Here is an 18,173-nt window from a genome sequence, read left to right on the forward strand (position 1 = left end):
GAACAATCAAGATGATTTAAGCATTTATTAACAAACTTATCCGTCAATTACCACAAAAAAGAACAATATTTAACCTTCCTGAAAGCTAAAATCAGTTAAATTCGTGGCATGAAAGGTTTTCATCTGCCTCATGCCGTGCAGGATTTTGTTTACACGGTGCTGGGTATCCTATTTTGTAGTTTCGCCCTTAAAAGCTTTTTGATCCCCAATCAGTTTTTTGATGGCGGCGTTACCGGTATCTCTCTGCTCATTCATGAGCTGTATGAACTTAATATTGCCTACGTCATTGTGCTGGCTAATATCCCGCTCATTATTATGGGTGCCTTTCAGGTTAACCGTACTTTCGCCATTAAAACCCTGGCTGCGGTTATTGGATTAGGACTATGCCTTCAATTTATCCACTACCCGCAAATTACCTCTGATAAATTGCTGGTATCCATTTTCGGCGGTGTTTTTATGGGCATAGGCGTGGGTTTAGCCATACGTGGCGGCTGCGCATTGGATGGTATTGAGGTACTAGCCCTATACACCGGTAAACGCATCAGTTTTACCATCAGCGAGATTATTTTGGGCATTAATATTGTGATTTTTCTGATTGCGGCTATTGATTTAGGATTGCCTACAGCTTTATACTCCATTCTGACTTACTATACCGCATCGCGTACGATTAATTTTGTGATAGAAGGTTTGGAAGAATACACTGGCGTCACCATTATATCAGGCCAAAGCCAAATGATCAAAGAAAAACTAGTAATGGAACTAGGCCGGGGTATTACGGTTTACAAAGGCGAACGCGGCTTTTTGAAAGAAAGCTTTGATATTAGTCAGCCGGTAGATATTGTTTTTACCGTAGTTACCCGCTTGGAGGTACGCCGTTTACGCAATATGGTAGAAGAAGTGGATGAAAAAGCCTTTGTATTTACCAGCACTATTAAAGAAGCTGCCGGCGGCGTATTAAAACGCCGGGCACGACATTAATATCACTACTCACTTCAAACAGAAACAGGCTGAAAGGATATTCCTCTCAGCCTGTTTCTGTTTAAGTGTAACTGTAGCCAATTAGCTTTTTGTGTATGCAACTACCTGCTGTTTTTGCGTACCTAAACCATCAATGCCTAGCTCTACTACATCACCAGGTTTTAAATACACTGGCGGATTAAAGCCTAAACCTACACCAGCCGGAGTGCCGGTGGAGATTACATCACCAGGCAGCAAAGTCATGAACTGGCTTACATAGGACACCAAGTAAGGAATTTTAAAAATCAGGTTAGCCGTTGTACCATCCTGCATTTTCTTACCATTAACAGTAAGCCATAAACGCAGATTATCCAAATCACCCAGCTCATCAGCGGTTGCTAGAACAGGGCCTAGTGGTGCAAAGGTATCGCACCCCTTGCCTTTATCCCAAGTACCATTACGCTCCAGCTGAAACTCACGTTCTGAAACATCATTATGCAGTACATAGCCGGCTATATAGTCGTTCGCTTCGGCTTCTTCTATGTAGGATGCTTTTTTGCCAATTACAATAGCCAGCTCTACCTCCCAATCGGTTTTAACCGAGTTTTTAGGAATCATAATATTATCATTCGGTCCGGTCAATGAAGTGGTGCTCTTCATGAAAATCACTGGCTCGGGCGGCAGTGCAGCACCAGTTTCTTTAGCATGGTCGGCATAGTTTAAGCCAATACAAACAATTTTTGAAGGGCGGGCAATTGGACTGGCCAGTCGTTCGTCATCACCAATGGTTTGCAGTTCTTGCCGATGTGCAGCTACGTAAGCTTCTAAAGAAGCTAAGCCACCACGTTCAAAAAACTGTTCGTTATAATCGCTTCCAAAAGCCGAAGTATCATAATTAACACCATCCAACTGTACGCCAGTGCGCTCCTGGCCGGGTTGGCCATACCTGATTAATTTCATAACTAGATTAGAATTAGATTTTCACTATCAATCGTTAAAGTTAATAACATCAGCATTACTACACCTATAAATTATAAAAGCAAGAAAATATTATTTAGTAGTAGAGCAAAAAACAATCTTGTATACCACAAAAAAGCTTTCACGTACTTTGAATACATGGAAGCTTTTTTAGATATTTTTTTAGCAGCTTTATTGATTTACAAATTTCATTTGTTGTTCATCGTAACGGCTACCCGCAGCAACACCAACCGGAACAATAGATTCTAGCTGAGCTTTTTCTTCAGGCGTAAATGTTATTTGAGCAGCTGCGGCATTTTCCTCAATATACTTAATCCGCTTAGTACCCGGAATAGCCACCACGTTATTTTGTAACACCCAAGCTAAAGCTAATTGCGTAGCAGTTATACCTTTGCTAGCAGCTATAGCTTGTATCTGTTTAACCAGTTCTAAATTCTTATAAAAGTTTTCGCCTTGGTAGCGCGGAATTTGCCGGCGAAAATCATTTTCAGCAAAATCGTCTGGGCTTTGTATAGCACCCGTTAAAAAGCCACGACCTACAGGCGAGTAAGCCACAAAACCAATACCCAGTTCTTGCAAAGTAGTTAATACGCCGTTTACTTCCGGGTCACGCTCAAAAATGGAGTATTCGGTTTGTACGGCTGTAATTGGGTGAATGGCATGTGCCTTCCGGATGGTATCGGCAGCCACTTCAGATAAGCCGATGTATTTAACTTTTCCTGATTGAACCAATTGACTCATAGCACCTACGGTATCTTCAATAGGCGTGTTAGGATCTACACGGTGCAGATAATACAAATCAATATAATCTGTACCTAAATTTTTCAGCGAACGGTTGATAGCTTTGTGTACATATTCTGGTCGACCATTAATAGCCCAGGTGAGCTGCTCATCATCATCAACCTCATAACCGAACTTGGTAGCAATAATATATTTGTCGCGGTTACCTTGTATGGCTTTAGCTACCAGGCGTTCGTTCAGCAAAGGGCCATATAAATCGGCGGTGTCTAAAAAGTTCACGCCTAACTCCAGTGCCCGATGTATAGTAGCTATTGATTCTCCCTCATCGGCCTTACCATAGATATCGCCACCTGCTATAGGAGTCATCCCCATACAGCCTAATCCTTCAACCGATACCTGCAACCCTTGGCTCCCTAAGTTTATGCTTTTCATTGTGTTCATCAGTGTGTGCTTTTATGATTTTAGTATAAAGCAAAACTACCAAGCTCACTTGGTAGAGCCGCTAAACGTTTCAAAGCAATACTTATACTTTTCAAAGTGCCCTTCGAAAAGCCATAGGTGTGCTACTAGTATGTTTCTTAAAGAAGCTGTTAAAGTATGAGGCATATTCAAAACCTAGGCTATATGCTATTTCGGCTACGCTCCATTTGGTATGCATTAGTAATGATTTGGCCTCAGTTAATATACGCTCATTAATATGCGTAGTGGTTGATTTGCCGGTTATCTCATGTACGGCAGCATTTAAATGATTTACATGAACCGATAGGTTGTTAGCATAATCGCCTGCCTTTTTAAGCTTTAAAGCATCTTGTGCCGACATGATGGGAAACTGCCGATCTAGTAAATCCAGAAACAAATTAGCTATACGTGCGGCTGCATTAGGTGGAGTAAAGTAAGACACCGCCGGTTGCATTTTTATAGCTTCGTGAATAATCAAGTTTAACTGACTTCGTACCAGTTCATGTTTATACAAGTACTCTGTATCTACCTCATAGCGCATTCTTACAAAAAGCTGCGTTATGTACTCGGTTTGTGCTTCATTTAAAAAATACACCGGAGTTCCGCCAGCTTTAAACAAAGATGAATCCTGCAAACTATCCATACGGCCACCTTGCTGCAAAAAGTCTTCGGTAAATACACAAAAGTATCCTTCTGGCTCTATGGCCTGGTCGCTTTCCCAGGCATATGGCACTAGTGGATTGGTAAATACTAAAGCAGGCCCGTTTACTTTTATAGCACGATTGGCATAAAAAAGCTCACTATTACCATTTAAAAGTAGCGTTATTTTATAAAAATTGCGCCGGTTGTAAGCATCAAAAGTTACTGCTCCACACAATCCTTCATTTATGGAAGCCACCCTGAACTGCGATGATTCTAATAACGCGCTTTTAGTATAATCTGCTTTGTTTTTTTGGATACTTAACTGAGGCATACACAAACTTAGCTATTTCAAAATAAACCAATTATCTATTCAGCATTGCTTTAGCCTGTTGTTCACATATCTGCAAACTACAACTACCGTACTATTCTTAGGCGTATGCTGTAAAAGAATGGTTCAGTAAAACATTTGTCATATTTTAAAAGTTATTTTTTTTACCTTGTAAAGAAAGCTAAGTACTTATGGCAAAGAAACTTTTACTCAGCTGCTTCCTGATCGTTGCAGCTACGTTAACTATAGATGCTTCCAAATTGTCTGCATTAGCGAGCGATCGTATATGCGGCAAATGGATGTCGGAAAAAAAGAACTGTATTGTACAGGTATATCGTGATGGAAATGATTTTAAAGCCAAGCTGGTTTGGTTTGATGATTCTGATGAACCCACCAAGCCTATGGAAGCCCGTCTGGATATACACAATCCATCAAAACAGCTTCGCTCACGGCATCTTGTTGGCATGAATGTATTAGAGAATCTGGAATATCATCCTAAAACAGACAGTTGGGAAAACGGTATGATTTACGATGCACAAACCGGGCGTAAATGGAATTCATCAGCCAGCATGACGTCTGATAATGTGTTAAAGGTAACCGGTTACTGGCACTTTAAATTTATAGGCCGTACCATGACCTTTAACCGGGTGGATGATGCCGATGTTGCTAAATTTATCGCGAAAAACTAAGAGCTATTTATAAATAGCTCTCAATAATCTGCTTAATCTGTCCGGCTTGCATTACGCCGCTCTGCCGCCATTTATTTTCGCCATTTTTAAATAAAATTAGGGTAGGCACCCCCTGTATGCGGTAAGCATCAGCTACCGCCGGATTTTTGTCGATATCAATTTTTACAATTTTCACGCGATCGCCCATTGCATCTTTTACCTGCTTCAGTATAGGAGCCATCATTTTACATGGTCCACACCATTCAGCCGAAAAGTCGACCAATACAGGTTGCGGCGTATTGATAATATCTGAAAAGCTTGCCATAATCTTTAATCTTTTAGTTTAGCAACAGCCCAATGCAAAATCCGTTTGTGAAAAGTAATCTTGATAGCTGTAACTGCTTAAATAAAAACAGCCGCTTCAAATCAAGTTTGCAGCGGCTGTTTTTATTAGTTATGATAGCTTATTTAATTCAGTTCTAATTCTACCACAGCTTTAGCTGGCATATTAATTACTAACTTATCCCCTTCTTTACGGGCACCTGTAAAAGTTTTAGGGATTAAAGTGTAAGGTTTTTCGAACGTGTTAATATCATCCACTTTGGCTGAAGTTAAAACCCGGCCAGTTACTGCTTGCCAAGCTATATCTTTAAACTCTGTACTTACAGCAATAGTGTTGTGTGCATCTAAGTTAGCCAGCGTTAAATGCACCTTACCGGCAGCATCCTGCGAAGCCGTTACATTTACTGCCAGAATCTTTTTGCCTTCATACTCATACTCGGGTGCATTTAGTTTGACAGGCAGGTATCTAGCATCCTGATGTACTTTGTACATATCAAAAACGTAGTAAGTAGGCGTCAGCAGCATTTTCTCCTTATCGGTGATAATCAGCGCCTGCAATACGTTTATACATTGTGCCAAGGCAGCCATTTTTACACGATCACAGTGGTTATTAAAAATATTCAATGTGGTAGCTGCTACTAAGGCATCGCGTAAGCTATTCTGCTGAAACAGGAAACCCGGATTAGTACCCGGCATCACGTTGGTCCATACGCCCCATTCGTCCACTACTAAAGCTACTTTCTTTTGCGGATCGTACTTATCCATAATAGCTGAGTGCTTGGTTACCAGTTCTTCCATTTGCAAGCAGTTTTTCATAGTATTGAAATAAGCTGCTTCGCCAAAGTTGGTAGATGAACCTTTATCACTCCAGTTGCCGGTAGGCAACGTATAATAATGAAGAGATAAGCCCCACATACGTCCCGGACCAATATTCTTCATACAAGTTTCCGTCCAGTTATAATCACTTGCATTGGGCCCGCAGGCTATTTTTTTAAGCTTGGCATTGTTATAGTTTTTGGCAAAAGAGGCATATCTGCGGTATTCATCGCTATAATGTTCTGGCGTCATATTACCACCGCAACCCCAACTTTCATTACCCACTCCCCAAAAGTGCACGTTAAAGGGTTTCGGGTGCCCGTTCTGTGTACGCAGGTTGGTAAGCGGACTTTCACCATCGAAATTCAGATACTCTACCCAGTTCGACATTTCCTGTACGGTACCACTACCCACATTAGCCGATATGTACGGCTCACAACCCAATAATTGGCATAGCTCCAGAAATTCGTGTGTACCAAAGCTATTATCTTCTACTACTCCGCCCCAGTTGGTATTAATCATTTTAGGGCGTTGTGGGCGTGGGCCAATGCCATCACGCCAATGGTACTCATCAGCAAAGCATCCGCCGGGCCAGCGTAGGTTCGGAATTTTGATTTTCTTCAAGGCATTAACCACATCCAGCCGGATACGATCTTGCTTAGCTACTGGTAAGGTTTTATCCACCCAAAAACCACCATAGATGCCACGCCCCAGATGTTCGGCAAACTGGCCGTAAATATTACGGCTAATGGTATCTTTTGAATTATTGCTTACCGTTAAAGTTGCGGTATTTTGGGCATAGCTTTTCAGGCCCAGTCCCGCAGTTAGCAGGAATAAAATACGTTTTTTCAAGTGCAGTAGGTTTTAAATGTTGGTTATACAATTATAATTAATCTATTGCATTTTAAGGAATTGCTTTATTGAAAATGTATCCCTATATCTCTGATAGTGAAGATTGATCTACTCAGCTCCTTTATCAGCACTATACTTTCCTGCAAACAGAATAAAATAATTACAGTTCTTATAGTTCAGGCTGCGGTAAGCCCTGAGTTTGATTTTTTTTATAACGATATGGTAATTAATGAAGACGAAGAAGCAATTGCTTTTTACAAAGAGGCACTTGATCATTTAAATGATAGTGGAATTGATTATATGCTAGGGGGTGCCTTTGCCATATTTCATTATACCGGTTTGTACCGTGATACCAAAGATTTGGATGTATATTGCCGTTCAACCGATTGCCCACGCATTTTAAAGTACTTCGCAGAGCAAGGTTATACCACTGAATTTACTGATGCCCGCTGGTTAGCCAAAATATTCAAAGGCGAGTACTTTATTGACTTGATTTTTGATACAGTAAACAACATTTGCCGGGTAGATGATAGTTGGTTTGAACGCGCAGTAGATGCCAACTTCTTTGATCACGATTTGAAACTCCTTTCGGCCGAAGAAGTAGTATGGAGCAAAATATACGTACAAAACCGCGAACGTTTTGATGGCGCTGATTTAAATCACTTACTGCTGCAATACGGTGCTAACCTGGATTGGAAACATTTACTATTCAGGATTGACCCGCATTGGCAGTTGTTGTTAGCGCAGTTGCTCTCGTTCCAATTTGTGTACCCGGCCGATTACCAGAACATTGTACCCCGCTGGTTATATGATGAACTGCTGCGCCGCGCCGGCGAACAATACGACTTACCATCTCCTACTGAAAAGGTATGCCGCGGACCCATGATTGATCAAACTCAGTATTGTATAGATATTAAAGAATGGGATTACAAATCCTATACGATTAAAACTGTATAACAACTATGGAAGAGAAAAAAGTAACCCGCATTGCTGCCGTTGGCGATATACATGTTCGAGAAACAGACCGCGGCAAATGGGTAGATTATTTTCGTGAAATATCGGCTCGTGCTGATGTATTACTGATTTGTGGCGACTTAACTGATACCGGTGATGAAGACGAAGCTAAAGTATTAGCTGAAGAACTACGCGCTTGCACTATACCAGTAGTTTGCGTACTGGGTAACCATGATTACGAAAAAGGGCGTCACAAATTAATCAGGCAAGTGCTGCAAAACTCTAACGTGCATATACTGGATGGTGAGGCTATAGTAATTGGTGATGTTGGCTTTGCCGGTGTAAAAGGCTTTGGCGGCGGTTTTGACCGTTACCTGCTTACCATGTTTGGCGAAGATGCTAATAAAGCTTTTGTTCAGGAAGCCGTTGATGAAAGCCTGCATTTGGAACGGGCCTTAAATGTGCTGGATGGCAGCCAAATTACCAAGAAAATAGCTGTATTACACTATGCCCCTATCAAAGCTACTGTAGTAGGCGAGCCACCTGAAATTTATCCTTTTCTAGGTTCATCACGTTTAGCTGAACCGCTAATCCGGAATAAAGTAATTGCTGCTTTTCATGGACATGCCCATGCTGGCACACTGGAAGGCACCCTCAATAGCGACATTAAAATATTCAATGTAGCCAAACCTATTTTGGTTAAAGCGGGTTATGATTATCCATATTATTTACTGGAAGTTTAAAAATATATCATACCATAAAACAGTTTATTAACAAATATTGTTAAATACACGTTAAACCATTAAGTCATATTTGCATCTACTTAAATATATAAATACACAATTCTATGAAAAAGATCATTTTGTTAATTACGCTGATTAGTTCAGTGATACTGGCCAGCAGCAATTATACACTTGCACAACACAGAAGAATGAGCGGCCAAGCTAAAGGTGCTTTAATTGGCGGTGCTGGTGGTGCCATTGCTGGCGGTTTAATTGGCCACGGTGTTAAAGGTGCTTTAATTGGTGGTGCTATTGGTGCCGGTGGTGGTTACATTATTGGTAACGAACATCGCAGAAACGTACATAAAAGACATGCTGCTTATTACCGTGCACATCATACTTATTACAGCCGTCGCCGTCATTAATAATAAATTTAATATTCCTGTTATCTAAAGTTTGTATAAAGCCTGTATTTCACAATACGGGCTTTATTGTTTTATATTAAGTTATAATCTAACGCTTCTTTAAACTTAACTCTTGCCTCGTTGTTGCTTTCGTAAAGCACGTTATGGCTGAGATACAAATTACCAATTGTGAAACTTTGTCTGATCGGAAATTTCCACTTAAATATTATACCTTCCAGAAACCGGATACCAAAGGGGCAATGCACCCTCAGGAAAATGAAGTTTACTTCCGCCCTGATGCAGTAGCTGTATTATTGTACAATGCTGAACTAAAAACTTTTCTATTCACCCGCCAATTCAGATTACCTACTTACCTAAACGGCAACGATGAAGGCTACCTTGTTGAAACCTGCGCAGGCTTGATTGATGAAGGAGAAACACCCGACCAAGCTGCTATACGCGAAGTTAATGAAGAGCTGGGTTATAAAATAGCTGACCTGAACAAAGTGGGTGCAGTATATACATCGGGTGGCGGTATTACTGAGTATATACATCTATTTATAGCTCCTTACAATGATACCATGAAGCAGGGTGAAGGCGGCGGCGCAAAAGGCGAAGGAGAAGATATAACCATACTCGAGATAGGTTTTGATGAAGCTTACGAAAAGTTAAAACAAGGTGCCGTTAATGATGCAAAAACGGTAATAGTACTACAACATTACTTTTTATATTATAAATAAAAATTGTAAAACTTTTGTAATATTTTTTACGTTTTATCAGCACAGTTATTTAGATTTACAAAACACCTGTAAACCAATTGTTAACTGAAGTTTGATAAACTATTTGTGCGCTGGATTAACTATAGCCTTTTAAGCAAAGGTCTTTTTTTTATCTTTCTCTTAGGCTTAGTTCCTGTAAGTTTACAGGCTCAGGATGCTGATTCCAACTACTCCGGAGCAGGCTATCCGACTATACGCAGAGATAGCGTACCACAAAAAGATTTGATTGACGTATTTAAAACGTTCTTTATGCCGGGTTATAGCACAAGGCCGGCTCAAATCAGCAACGACAAAATTTATTTTTCCTTTTTACCTGCAGCCAGTGGATCAATGGGCCCTGGGCAAGCGTTTGTAACTTCAACTACTGCTGGCTTTTACTTAGGCGATCCTGACAACACGAAATTATCCAGCATTTCCTTTACGCCGTATTTTAACTTTAGAGGCCGGTATGGCCTGCCTTTTCGGTCTAACATCTGGTTTGCTAATAATAAATGGTTACTTACGGGCGACACCCGCTTGATGGTTTATCCGCAAGATACCTGGGGTTTAGGCGGCAACCAGCCTTCCAGTAACCGTACGCGTATAGATTATAAATACTTGCGCTTTTATCAAGGTTTTTTACGCCGTATTAAACCTTACTTCTTTGCAGGGGTAGGTTATGCCATGGATTATCATTTTGGTGTTTCTGCCGATTTGGAAAATACAGGTTTACCTAAATCACAATTCAACAAATTGGATGCAGCCTTAGATGACCGGTCATTTTCATCAGGCCCCAACCTTAATTTATTATACGATACCCGCAACAACTCCATCAACCCTATGCCGGGTTGCTATGCTAATTTAATTTACCGCATGAGTTCGACGGTATTTGGGGGCAATAACCTATGGCAATCCGTTTATCTGGATATGCGCAAGTATGTAGCCTTAAGCCACAATACCGCACAAAAGCAAAATACATTAGCCTTCTGGACTTATTACTGGACTACACTAAATAAAGGTACACCCTACTTAAGCTTACCCAGTATAGGTTGGGATGTATTTAACCGTTCAGGCCGGGGTATTGAACAAAATAGGTATCGTGGACAAGGCTTGATTTATGCCGAAGCCGAATACCGTAGAGGAATTACCAACAACGGCCTACTCGGCTTTGTGGTATTTGCCAATGCTACTTCTGTTACCGAGCCTGATACCCGTCAGTTTAGCTATATCCATCCAGCGGGTGGCGCTGGTTTGCGTATCAAGTTCAATAAAAAATCAAACACCAACATTGCACTTGATTATGGCTTTAGCAGCGGTTACCGTACCTTCCGTTTAGCTTTAGGCGAAGCTTTTTAAATATTGCTATTTACAATTGCTTAAATCTGCTATATCCTCCTCTACCTAATACTTTTCACTTGTTCAGACCAATCCTTAACTAAACTCTTCTGCTGTTTAAATAGCCTTGTATTCCTTTGTTTCCTGTGTCTATATAGTTACATTGATAAATCTATAATATTTAAATAACCATGTCGGTCCTTTTAAATACCAGCCATTTTCCATGTATATAGGAAGAAAACATGAAACAGACTTATTGTGCAGAACTACTAATCACACCTTGTACTTACTTATCATCAAACCTAACTCGATATCTGTAGAGTTTACTACTAAGCTTAAGCAACAAAAGCTGCCATTTTATGGCAGCTTTTGTTAGAAAACAGTTAATTCAATAATACTATTGAACAGATCCTGGAGTTAAGCCTGCTTTGAAGCCGGCATAGGCTGGCTTTTTAACATAATTAGCATCAAATAGCAGAGGCGCATCAGGAGATGCCTTGGTGTTAAGCCAACTATCGGTATCTGAAACGCCCCAAACAGTTACGCCATAACGTTGTGAGGCCGGAACATTAGTGATATAAGAATTAATAGCATATTTTATCATAGCTGCCTGGTAAGATAATAAGGTAGCTGTAGGCACAAACGGGCTGGTTTTAGCACCATTAATTACAACATCCAATTCTGAAACCCTGATTTTTAAACCAGTTGAAGCCAGCTTTTTGAACATATAATCAATGTTGTTTAAGTTTTGGCCTAAAGTAATGTGCATTTGCGTACCAATACCATCAATAGTTGCACCATATTTATTTAAAGCTGTAACCATAGCTACCAGAGAATCTGTTTTTACAGTAGCATATTCCAAGTTATAATCGTTAATAAATAAAATATCATTCGGTGCTGCTGCTCTAGCTGCTTTGAATGCTTTTGTGATATAGCTGTCCTGATATTTATTGCCTAAGTATTGCGCATACAAAAACTGAGTAGCAGAAGCTGTAAAGTTAGTATTAGTACGAACCTGACCATTATCCAGCAATGGCTCATTTACTACATCCCAAGCTTTAATGTTAGGATAGCGTTGCAATGTTGTAGTAATGTACTTAGTCATTTCAGGCTGAATTACAGCTGCAATCTGAGCAGTAGTAGGTTGTGTTGCACCTGTTGCCGACATACCCTGACTAGGATCTTGAATAATTATATTATCAATAGTGTAATTGCCAGAAGAAGGAAAATTTAAGCGGATGCTTGGTGCAGCATCTGATACTCCGGTAAAAGTAGCCGTATAAGTAGCAAATGAAGTTGATGTAGGGCTTATAACTTGTTGTGAATAGTAACCAGTAGTTGTATTCTGCAAAACAATATTAACCTTCCCACTGGTGTTGGTAGTTTTAATATCAACGGTAACAGTAAGGTTGTGACCTGCAGTTACAGCAAAAGTTGGCCCTATTGATTGTACATCATAAGCATTAGCTCCTGCTGTAGCTACGTTAACCTGTAAAGCCCGATTAGAGTTGTTACCTGAAACTGCTGTGTATGTAGCTGACGATGAATTGCCTGCCAGATTACTCCAACCCGTAAAGTTATTGCCGCTACCAGTTTCAAAATCACCATTTAAATTAGCCAGTAAATTAGGAGCAGGTGTTCCGCCTTTTCCCGGAATTACAAGCGCACTAATCAAGCTGTTTAAGTAAGTAACATTTTGTTGCGAGTACCACACTAGGTTATGGCCAAACACACTTAAGCCATTATCAGTACAGATTTTGTACAAAGCGTCGGCTGTAGCGTAATTATAAGTTCCATCATTTTGTACTACCGAGCCTTCTTTTAGTTCATTACCAAAAGTTACGTTGTTACACTCCCTTTTTACTGTAGCCAAATATGCTGGTATAGTTGACATAGGAGTATAAGTTACAGCCATACCCATATTAGGAAAAGCTGATGCCGTAAGTGCTTTTAAAGTACCGCTGGTATCAGTATAATTACCAGTACTTAGGCTATTAAAATCAGCATTCTTTTTACAGGAAGTACTTAACATAGCCGTAGTAGCCAGTAAAGCTAATCCTGCGTTTTGTAAATATCTTTTCATCTTTTATTTAATTTTCATTTCAGGCTACGCTGTAATATTAGCATAGCCTGTATAGGTTAATATATAAAATTAAAAGCCAGGGTTTTGCGGAAATTTTGGCCCTATAGTAACTAAGTCAATTTCAGTTTGAGGTATTGGGCGCAACACTTCAAAGTCTTGAACATTGTTAGCAGCTTCAGTATTATATAGTTTTACGCGGCGCACTAATGATTGGGTACGTACTAAATCCCACCATCTTAATGATTCACCATACAATTCACGGCTACGCTCATCCAGAATGAAATCAATAGTAACTTGTGCTGGTGTAATCTGCATATTAGTAACTGCATTAGACGGAGCAGCAGGAGCACCTGCAGGACGAGCAGCCGCACGTGTTCTTAACACATTTATCATGGCAGCCGCAGTAGCATTATCTCCCATTTTGAAAGCTGCTTCAGCAGCAATCAAATACACCTCAGAAAAACGGAACAGCACATTAGGACGCTGTGAAGCATCATTTACGTTAGGACGATTAGGGTCATCAAACTTTTTAATTGACGGAAAGAATGATGTTGTAAAAGGGTTAGCATTAGTGCCTTGAGCAGCAGTAGCCAGACTAGGGCGCATAAAGATAACACCTTTAAATGCGGCACGCTTGGTTGCACCCGGATCATAAGGAGGCATCCATATAGCCGTATCGGTACCTACAGTAAGTGTGCCTCGTGGTGTAGTTACACCAGTATTATTAGCAATCCATGTAGTTTGGAAAGTATTCCAGTATCGAAAATCGTTGGTTTTATCTGCAAAAGCTATATTATCAACATATTCAAAGTTAGGACGACAACGGAAGAATGGACGGCCATTAGTCAAATCACGTGTCATAACAGGAGACCCGTTAGCACTTGACGGATAACTTGCGTTTACAGTTGGATAGTTAGGTCGGAAAAACCATGCCCATCCGTTTACCTTACCGCTTGATGGAGAAGCTGAATAATCACCATATTTTGGATCAGTACTATGCTCTACAGCAAATAAGTCTTCTGTATTATTTGCATCATTAGCGGGATTATAAGCATCCGCATAGTTTGCATATAAACCAATATTACCATTAGGAAAACCATAATTGGCCCTATTGTTAATTAAGCTTTGTGCAGTTGTTAAAGCATTCTGAAAATCATTGGGCTGTGCAGCACTTGACCAACCACGAGTTAAATACACCTTAGACAACAAATATAATGCAGTAGCCTTTGTAGCAGCATGTCCACTAAAAGGTGAAACTGCACCCGTTGAAGCAATAGTTTCACCCGGTCTGCTTTGCAGTTCAGTAGAAGCCTCTGTTAAATCTTTGATGATTAGAGCATATACATCAGCGATAGGCGCACGTGAATCTGAAAGTGTCGGCTCTGTAATAAATGTGGTGTGTAGTGGTACTGCACCAAAGGTTTCAACTAAATGATAGTAATAAAACGCCCGCAGAAATTTGGCTTGTGCTAAATAAGCAGTACGGGTAGGTACATCAGTAAAGGCAGTAGGCCCATATTGCAGCACACCATTCAGCGTATTAATATCTTGGTAAGCAATACTGAATAAGCCGTATAAAGCATTATAAACGTCAGTATAATTGCGTACATAATTATTGTAAGTGGCGAAAGCATTACCTCCTGTACTTGAACCACCGGCTACAATATTTTCATCAACACCGAACTGGCAATAATAAAGAAAACCTTCAGTACCCCACAAGTTACGTAAATCAGAATAAACACCTGTAATACCACCTAATACGCCACCTGATGTTGTAAAAAACTGAGGAGTTATGTTGGCCTTAGGGCTTTGTTCGAGTAGTTTTTTACAGCTAGATACACTTAATGTACCCAAAGCAGTAAGTAAAATCGCTATTTTTTTATATGATTTCATGTCTTTTATTTTATACTGTTAAAATCTTGCATTTACACCGATTGACCAGGTACGTGCTGTTGGATTAGCTAAACCAACAGTAATAGCACGGCCTAAAGCATTAGAGCTAAAGCCTGATGCACCTGCCAATTGGTTACCATAACCGTTACCTTCGGGATCGATGCCTAAGCCACTTTTAACCAGTGGAGAATAAATAATAAATGGATTATTTACAGTTGCGTAAACTCTTAATGAGCTCAGACCTGCATGTTTAAGTACTGTACCCGGGATGGTGTAACCTAAATTGATACTACGCATTTTGATAAATGAACCATTACGGTATTGCAACGTACTGCCGTTAATTGGCGTACCACCATCAGGCTGTGGAAAATCGTTGGTTGGATTAGTTGGAGTCCAATAATTAGTTTTAATCTGGTTTACACGACCTACGTCAAAAAATGGAAAACCTGAACCACCTGAATCACCGGTAAGGTAAGTTACCGCTACTTTTTGACCAATACGGGCAAAAGTTACAAACGACAAATCAACACCTTTGTAGCTAAAACGGTTAGTTAAGCCTGCTGTAAACTTTGGTTGATAACTTCCCAGTATCTGGCGGTCATTATTATCAATCTTATTGTCGTGGTTCACATCCTCTATTTTGATTTGCCCCGGGCGTGCGCCATATACAGCAGCTTGTCCTGCTTCACTTTGTTGCCAGATGCCAATCTTTTTGTAATCATAAATTACGTTGAAAGGTTGACCTACAAACCAGCCATTGTTAATGTCTGATAGCAAATTGTCATGTAAAGCAGTAATAGAGTTACGTTGAAAAGCAATATTGAAGTCGGTGGTCCAGTTTAAGCCAGTTTTGCTTCTCAGGTTAACTGAACTTAAGCTAATTTCCAGGCCATTACCTTTTGAATTACCGGCATTAACCGTAGTATTACCGGCACCATTACTGGCTGGCAGTGATTCTACCTGCAAAATATCATAAGTTTTTTGGCTGTAAACATCAATGCTACCGGTGATACGACTATTTAGTACGCCAAAATCAATACCGATATTAATATTGTTGGTATGCTCAAATTTCAAGTTAGGGTTAGGTAAACTGTTTACCAGGTAACCAGTTTGGCCATTAGCACCGAAGTTATAGGCGTTTGAACCTAAAGTACCTAGAATTTGGTAAGGGTTGATATTCTGGTCAGCAGTAACACCATAACCAGCTCTTAACTTTAAGGTATTAATCCAGGTTAAACCTTTCATAAAGTCTTCACGGTCAATATTCCAGCCTAGGGCAAATGCAGGATAAGTAAAATACTGATGGCCTGAGCCCAGCACTGATGAACCATCACGACGTACAGTAGCTGTTAACAAATATTTATCATTAAAGCCGTAAAACAAACGTGCCATGTAAGAAATCAAACCTCTTTCAGAGTAGCTGAATGCACTGTTTGTAACAGATACCGTATTCGCATAAAACAGGTTATAGCTTTGCAGATAATCAGCTGCCAAACCAGTGCCGGTTATACCTGAACCCTGGTTATGATCTTTTTCGGTACTGTATAAACCAGTAAAGGTAATATGATGCTTTTGCGAAAATACTTTATCATAAGTGATTATATTTTCAAGCAACCAAGTATAGTTTTCACTATTAGTTACTGATTCACCAGTTGCGGTGTTACTTGTATTAGTATTAACAACTGTACTAACCGGTGAGTATCCGTTATATTGATTTTGCCCATAGGCTAAACTGGCATTTAAACGATATTTAAAGCCATCAAAAATGTTGGCTTCACCATAAACCAAGTTATTGGTAGTTAATCTACGGTTAAGCGATTGTATGTAAGGGTTTCTTAAAGTTAACGGGTTAATGCGGTTTGGCTGGTCTACCGAACCAGTCATGGGCAGTAAGTTTATAGAACCATCAGCATTATAAGGAGAAGTAAGTGGGCTTATAGCTGCTGCATTGTATAAAATACCTGTAGTATTATTAGAATGTGTTAAAGCTTGAAAAGAAGTTACACCTACTTTGAACACTTTACTAATAGTATGATCTAAGTTAATACGCAATGAACCACGATCAAACTTGGTTGCATATTGGACGCCCTTTTCATAGTGATAACCACCACTGATAGAGAACTGCGTTTTTTCGTTACCACCTGATATATTGAGTTGGTTATCGGTTACAAAGCCTGTTCTGTAAAGCAGCTTTTGCCAGTCGGTATTGGTACCGGCAGCCAAACCTGCCTGTTCAGCAGGGGTTAATGGGTACGATGTAGATTGACTTGGGCTACCTACAATGGTTTGCTCTTTGAATGCAGCATATTCAGAAGCATTCATGAATGGATACTCACCAATAATTTTGCTAAAGCCATAATTACCACTATAGGCAACCTGAGTGCGGCCAGCTTTACCACGTTTAGTAGTAATTAATACTACACCGCCCGATGCTCTTGAGCCATAGATAGCTGAAGCTGAAGCATCTTTTAATACATCAATACTAGCAATATCATCCTGATTAATATCGTTTAAGCTACCCCCAATAAAAGGTACACCATCCACCACAAACAGTGGTCCATTGGTTTGATCGGCAGCACCTTGCGAAGTAGCAAATGAACGCTCACCGCGCAAACGGATTTGACCTTGTGAACCCGGTGTACTGCCATTACTTTGAATATCTAAACCAGCAATACGACCTTGTAACTGGTTAACTACGTTAGCTGCTGCGGGTACTTCTGCTAAATCATTACCACTAATAGAAGATACCGCACCAGTTACGTCTTTTTTACGTTGTGTACCATAACCAATTACCACTACATCATTCAGGTTACGGGCACTGGTAGACAGTCTAACTCTAAGATTATTGCTTTGTGCATTGATAGCTACCTCCTGATCAATATATCCTACATAAGACACATTCAATGCGGTTTCATTATTAGGCACATTCAAGGTAAACTGCCCGTTGATATTGGTTGAGGTAGTTAACCCACCAGACTTTAACTTTACTGTAGCGCCAATCAGGGGCTCTCCCTTCTCATCGGTTACAGTACCGCTAACGCTTCTAGATTGAGCGTACACTGATATGGAAAACATGCTGATACTGAGTAGTAAAAGCAATGCTTTCCAACATTTAAAAAGTCTAATTTTTTCCATAATTAATTAAAAGTTATTGGTTCTTAGTGGCTTGCGTAGTTATTCTATACTTTGTTCGGGGCATAGTTATCCCAGTAAGTAAAATTTGGATTACCTATAAAGAAAA

General features: G+C 40.1%; 15 protein-coding genes. 7 read left to right on the plus strand and 8 right to left on the minus strand.

All coding sequences use genetic code 11. From position 1 onward, the window contains the following. Positions 1–108: 108 nt before the first annotated feature. On the plus strand, positions 109–978 hold the full coding sequence (locus tag HH214_RS06520) for a YitT family protein (protein ID WP_169606558.1): 870 nt from the start codon (positions 109–111) through the stop codon (positions 976–978). Positions 979–1,059: 81 nt separating this feature from the next. Here HH214_RS06520 and HH214_RS06525 read toward each other — a convergent pair whose 3' ends face one another. The 3 genes from HH214_RS06525 to HH214_RS06535 all read right to left on the minus strand — a co-directional run bounded on the left by HH214_RS06525 (position 1,060) and on the right by HH214_RS06535 (position 4,108). Continuing rightward, on the minus strand, positions 1,060–1,917 hold the full coding sequence (locus HH214_RS06525) for a fumarylacetoacetate hydrolase family protein (RefSeq protein WP_169606559.1): 858 nt from the start codon (positions 1,915–1,917) through the stop codon (positions 1,060–1,062). 189 nt (positions 1,918–2,106) lie between these two features. After that, positions 2,107–3,108, minus strand: a complete 1,002-nt coding sequence (locus HH214_RS06530; protein ID WP_211166321.1) for an aldo/keto reductase — start codon at positions 3,106–3,108, stop codon at positions 2,107–2,109. Between the two features lie 100 nt (positions 3,109–3,208). After that, entirely contained in the window at positions 3,209–4,108 is a 900-nt protein-coding gene (locus tag HH214_RS06535; RefSeq protein ID WP_169606561.1) for a helix-turn-helix domain-containing protein, read from the minus strand. A gap of 188 nt (positions 4,109–4,296) precedes the next feature. Between HH214_RS06535 and HH214_RS06540 the strand changes: the two genes are divergently transcribed. Then, complete coding sequence (locus tag HH214_RS06540; protein ID WP_169606562.1) at positions 4,297–4,794, plus strand: DUF2147 domain-containing protein; 498 nt, start codon at positions 4,297–4,299, stop codon at positions 4,792–4,794. Between the two features lie 7 nt (positions 4,795–4,801). Here HH214_RS06540 and trxA read toward each other — a convergent pair whose 3' ends face one another. Both trxA and HH214_RS06550 read right to left on the minus strand, forming a co-directional pair. After that, positions 4,802–5,098 carry a thioredoxin gene (gene trxA, locus HH214_RS06545; protein ID WP_169606563.1) on the minus strand — a complete coding sequence of 99 codons (297 nt, stop codon included), beginning with the start codon at positions 5,096–5,098 and terminating at the stop codon, positions 4,802–4,804. A gap of 143 nt (positions 5,099–5,241) precedes the next feature. After that, entirely contained in the window at positions 5,242–6,783 is a 1,542-nt protein-coding gene (locus HH214_RS06550; RefSeq protein WP_169606564.1) for an alpha-N-arabinofuranosidase, read from the minus strand. Between the two features lie 219 nt (positions 6,784–7,002). Here HH214_RS06550 and HH214_RS06555 point away from each other — a divergent pair, with 219 nt between their 5' ends. From HH214_RS06555 to HH214_RS06575, 5 genes are all read left to right on the plus strand, one after another. After that, the gene (locus HH214_RS06555; protein ID WP_169606565.1) at positions 7,003–7,740 is read left to right on the plus strand and encodes a nucleotidyltransferase; all 738 of its coding nucleotides are present in this window, start codon (positions 7,003–7,005) and stop codon (positions 7,738–7,740) included. Positions 7,741–7,745: 5 nt separating this feature from the next. Continuing rightward, entirely contained in the window at positions 7,746–8,480 is a 735-nt protein-coding gene (locus HH214_RS06560) for a metallophosphoesterase family protein (RefSeq protein ID WP_169606566.1), read from the plus strand. Positions 8,481–8,584: 104 nt separating this feature from the next. Continuing rightward, entirely contained in the window at positions 8,585–8,884 is a 300-nt protein-coding gene (locus tag HH214_RS06565; protein ID WP_169606567.1) for a YMGG-like glycine zipper-containing protein, read from the plus strand. A 143-nt stretch (positions 8,885–9,027) separates the two neighbouring features. Continuing rightward, on the plus strand, positions 9,028–9,603 hold the full coding sequence (locus HH214_RS06570; protein WP_169606568.1) for an NUDIX domain-containing protein: 576 nt from the start codon (positions 9,028–9,030) through the stop codon (positions 9,601–9,603). Between the two features lie 105 nt (positions 9,604–9,708). Beyond that, positions 9,709–10,977: a BamA/TamA family outer membrane protein gene (locus tag HH214_RS06575; RefSeq protein WP_248282224.1), complete on the plus strand. Its 1,269-nt coding sequence runs from the start codon at positions 9,709–9,711 to the stop codon at positions 10,975–10,977. A gap of 376 nt (positions 10,978–11,353) precedes the next feature. On the opposite strand, the gene HH214_RS06580 is transcribed toward HH214_RS06575, so the two are convergent. The 3 genes from HH214_RS06580 to HH214_RS06590 form a co-directional block, all read right to left on the minus strand. Beyond that, the gene (locus HH214_RS06580) at positions 11,354–13,039 is read right to left on the minus strand and encodes an endo-1,4-beta-xylanase (protein WP_169606569.1); all 1,686 of its coding nucleotides are present in this window, start codon (positions 13,037–13,039) and stop codon (positions 11,354–11,356) included. Between the two features lie 69 nt (positions 13,040–13,108). After that, positions 13,109–14,932, minus strand: a complete 1,824-nt coding sequence (locus HH214_RS06585; RefSeq protein ID WP_169606570.1) for a RagB/SusD family nutrient uptake outer membrane protein — start codon at positions 14,930–14,932, stop codon at positions 13,109–13,111. A gap of 18 nt (positions 14,933–14,950) precedes the next feature. Next, a complete protein-coding gene (locus HH214_RS06590; RefSeq protein ID WP_169606571.1) occupies positions 14,951–18,067 on the minus strand; it encodes a SusC/RagA family TonB-linked outer membrane protein in 3,117 nt (1,038 codons plus the stop codon). Between the last annotated feature and the right edge of the window lie 106 nt (positions 18,068–18,173).

Source organism: Mucilaginibacter robiniae, assembly GCF_012849215.1.
GTDB lineage: Bacteria > Bacteroidota > Bacteroidia > Sphingobacteriales > Sphingobacteriaceae > Mucilaginibacter > Mucilaginibacter robiniae.

What these genes read in the sequence shown, in the direction of transcription:
- HH214_RS06555 (WP_169606565.1), top strand. Translation starts at nt 7,003, where the DNA reads ATGGTAATTAATGAAGACGAAGAAGCAATTGCTTTTTACAAAGAGGCA.
- HH214_RS06585 (WP_169606570.1), bottom strand. Translation starts at nt 14,932, where the DNA reads ATGAAATCATATAAAAAAATAGCGATTTTACTTACTGCTTTGGGTACA.
- HH214_RS06580 (WP_169606569.1), bottom strand. Translation starts at nt 13,039, where the DNA reads ATGAAAAGATATTTACAAAACGCAGGATTAGCTTTACTGGCTACTACG.
- trxA (WP_169606563.1), bottom strand. Translation starts at nt 5,098, where the DNA reads ATGGCAAGCTTTTCAGATATTATCAATACGCCGCAACCTGTATTGGTC.
- HH214_RS06570 (WP_169606568.1), top strand. Translation starts at nt 9,028, where the DNA reads ATGGCTGAGATACAAATTACCAATTGTGAAACTTTGTCTGATCGGAAA.
- HH214_RS06560 (WP_169606566.1), top strand. Translation starts at nt 7,746, where the DNA reads ATGGAAGAGAAAAAAGTAACCCGCATTGCTGCCGTTGGCGATATACAT.
- HH214_RS06540 (WP_169606562.1), top strand. Translation starts at nt 4,297, where the DNA reads ATGGCAAAGAAACTTTTACTCAGCTGCTTCCTGATCGTTGCAGCTACG.
- HH214_RS06535 (WP_169606561.1), bottom strand. Translation starts at nt 4,108, where the DNA reads ATGCCTCAGTTAAGTATCCAAAAAAACAAAGCAGATTATACTAAAAGC.
- HH214_RS06565 (WP_169606567.1), top strand. Translation starts at nt 8,585, where the DNA reads ATGAAAAAGATCATTTTGTTAATTACGCTGATTAGTTCAGTGATACTG.
- HH214_RS06530 (WP_211166321.1), bottom strand. Translation starts at nt 3,108, where the DNA reads ATGAAAAGCATAAACTTAGGGAGCCAAGGGTTGCAGGTATCGGTTGAA.
- HH214_RS06520 (WP_169606558.1), top strand. Translation starts at nt 109, where the DNA reads ATGAAAGGTTTTCATCTGCCTCATGCCGTGCAGGATTTTGTTTACACG.
- HH214_RS06525 (WP_169606559.1), bottom strand. Translation starts at nt 1,917, where the DNA reads ATGAAATTAATCAGGTATGGCCAACCCGGCCAGGAGCGCACTGGCGTA.
- HH214_RS06590 (WP_169606571.1), bottom strand. Translation starts at nt 18,067, where the DNA reads ATGGAAAAAATTAGACTTTTTAAATGTTGGAAAGCATTGCTTTTACTA.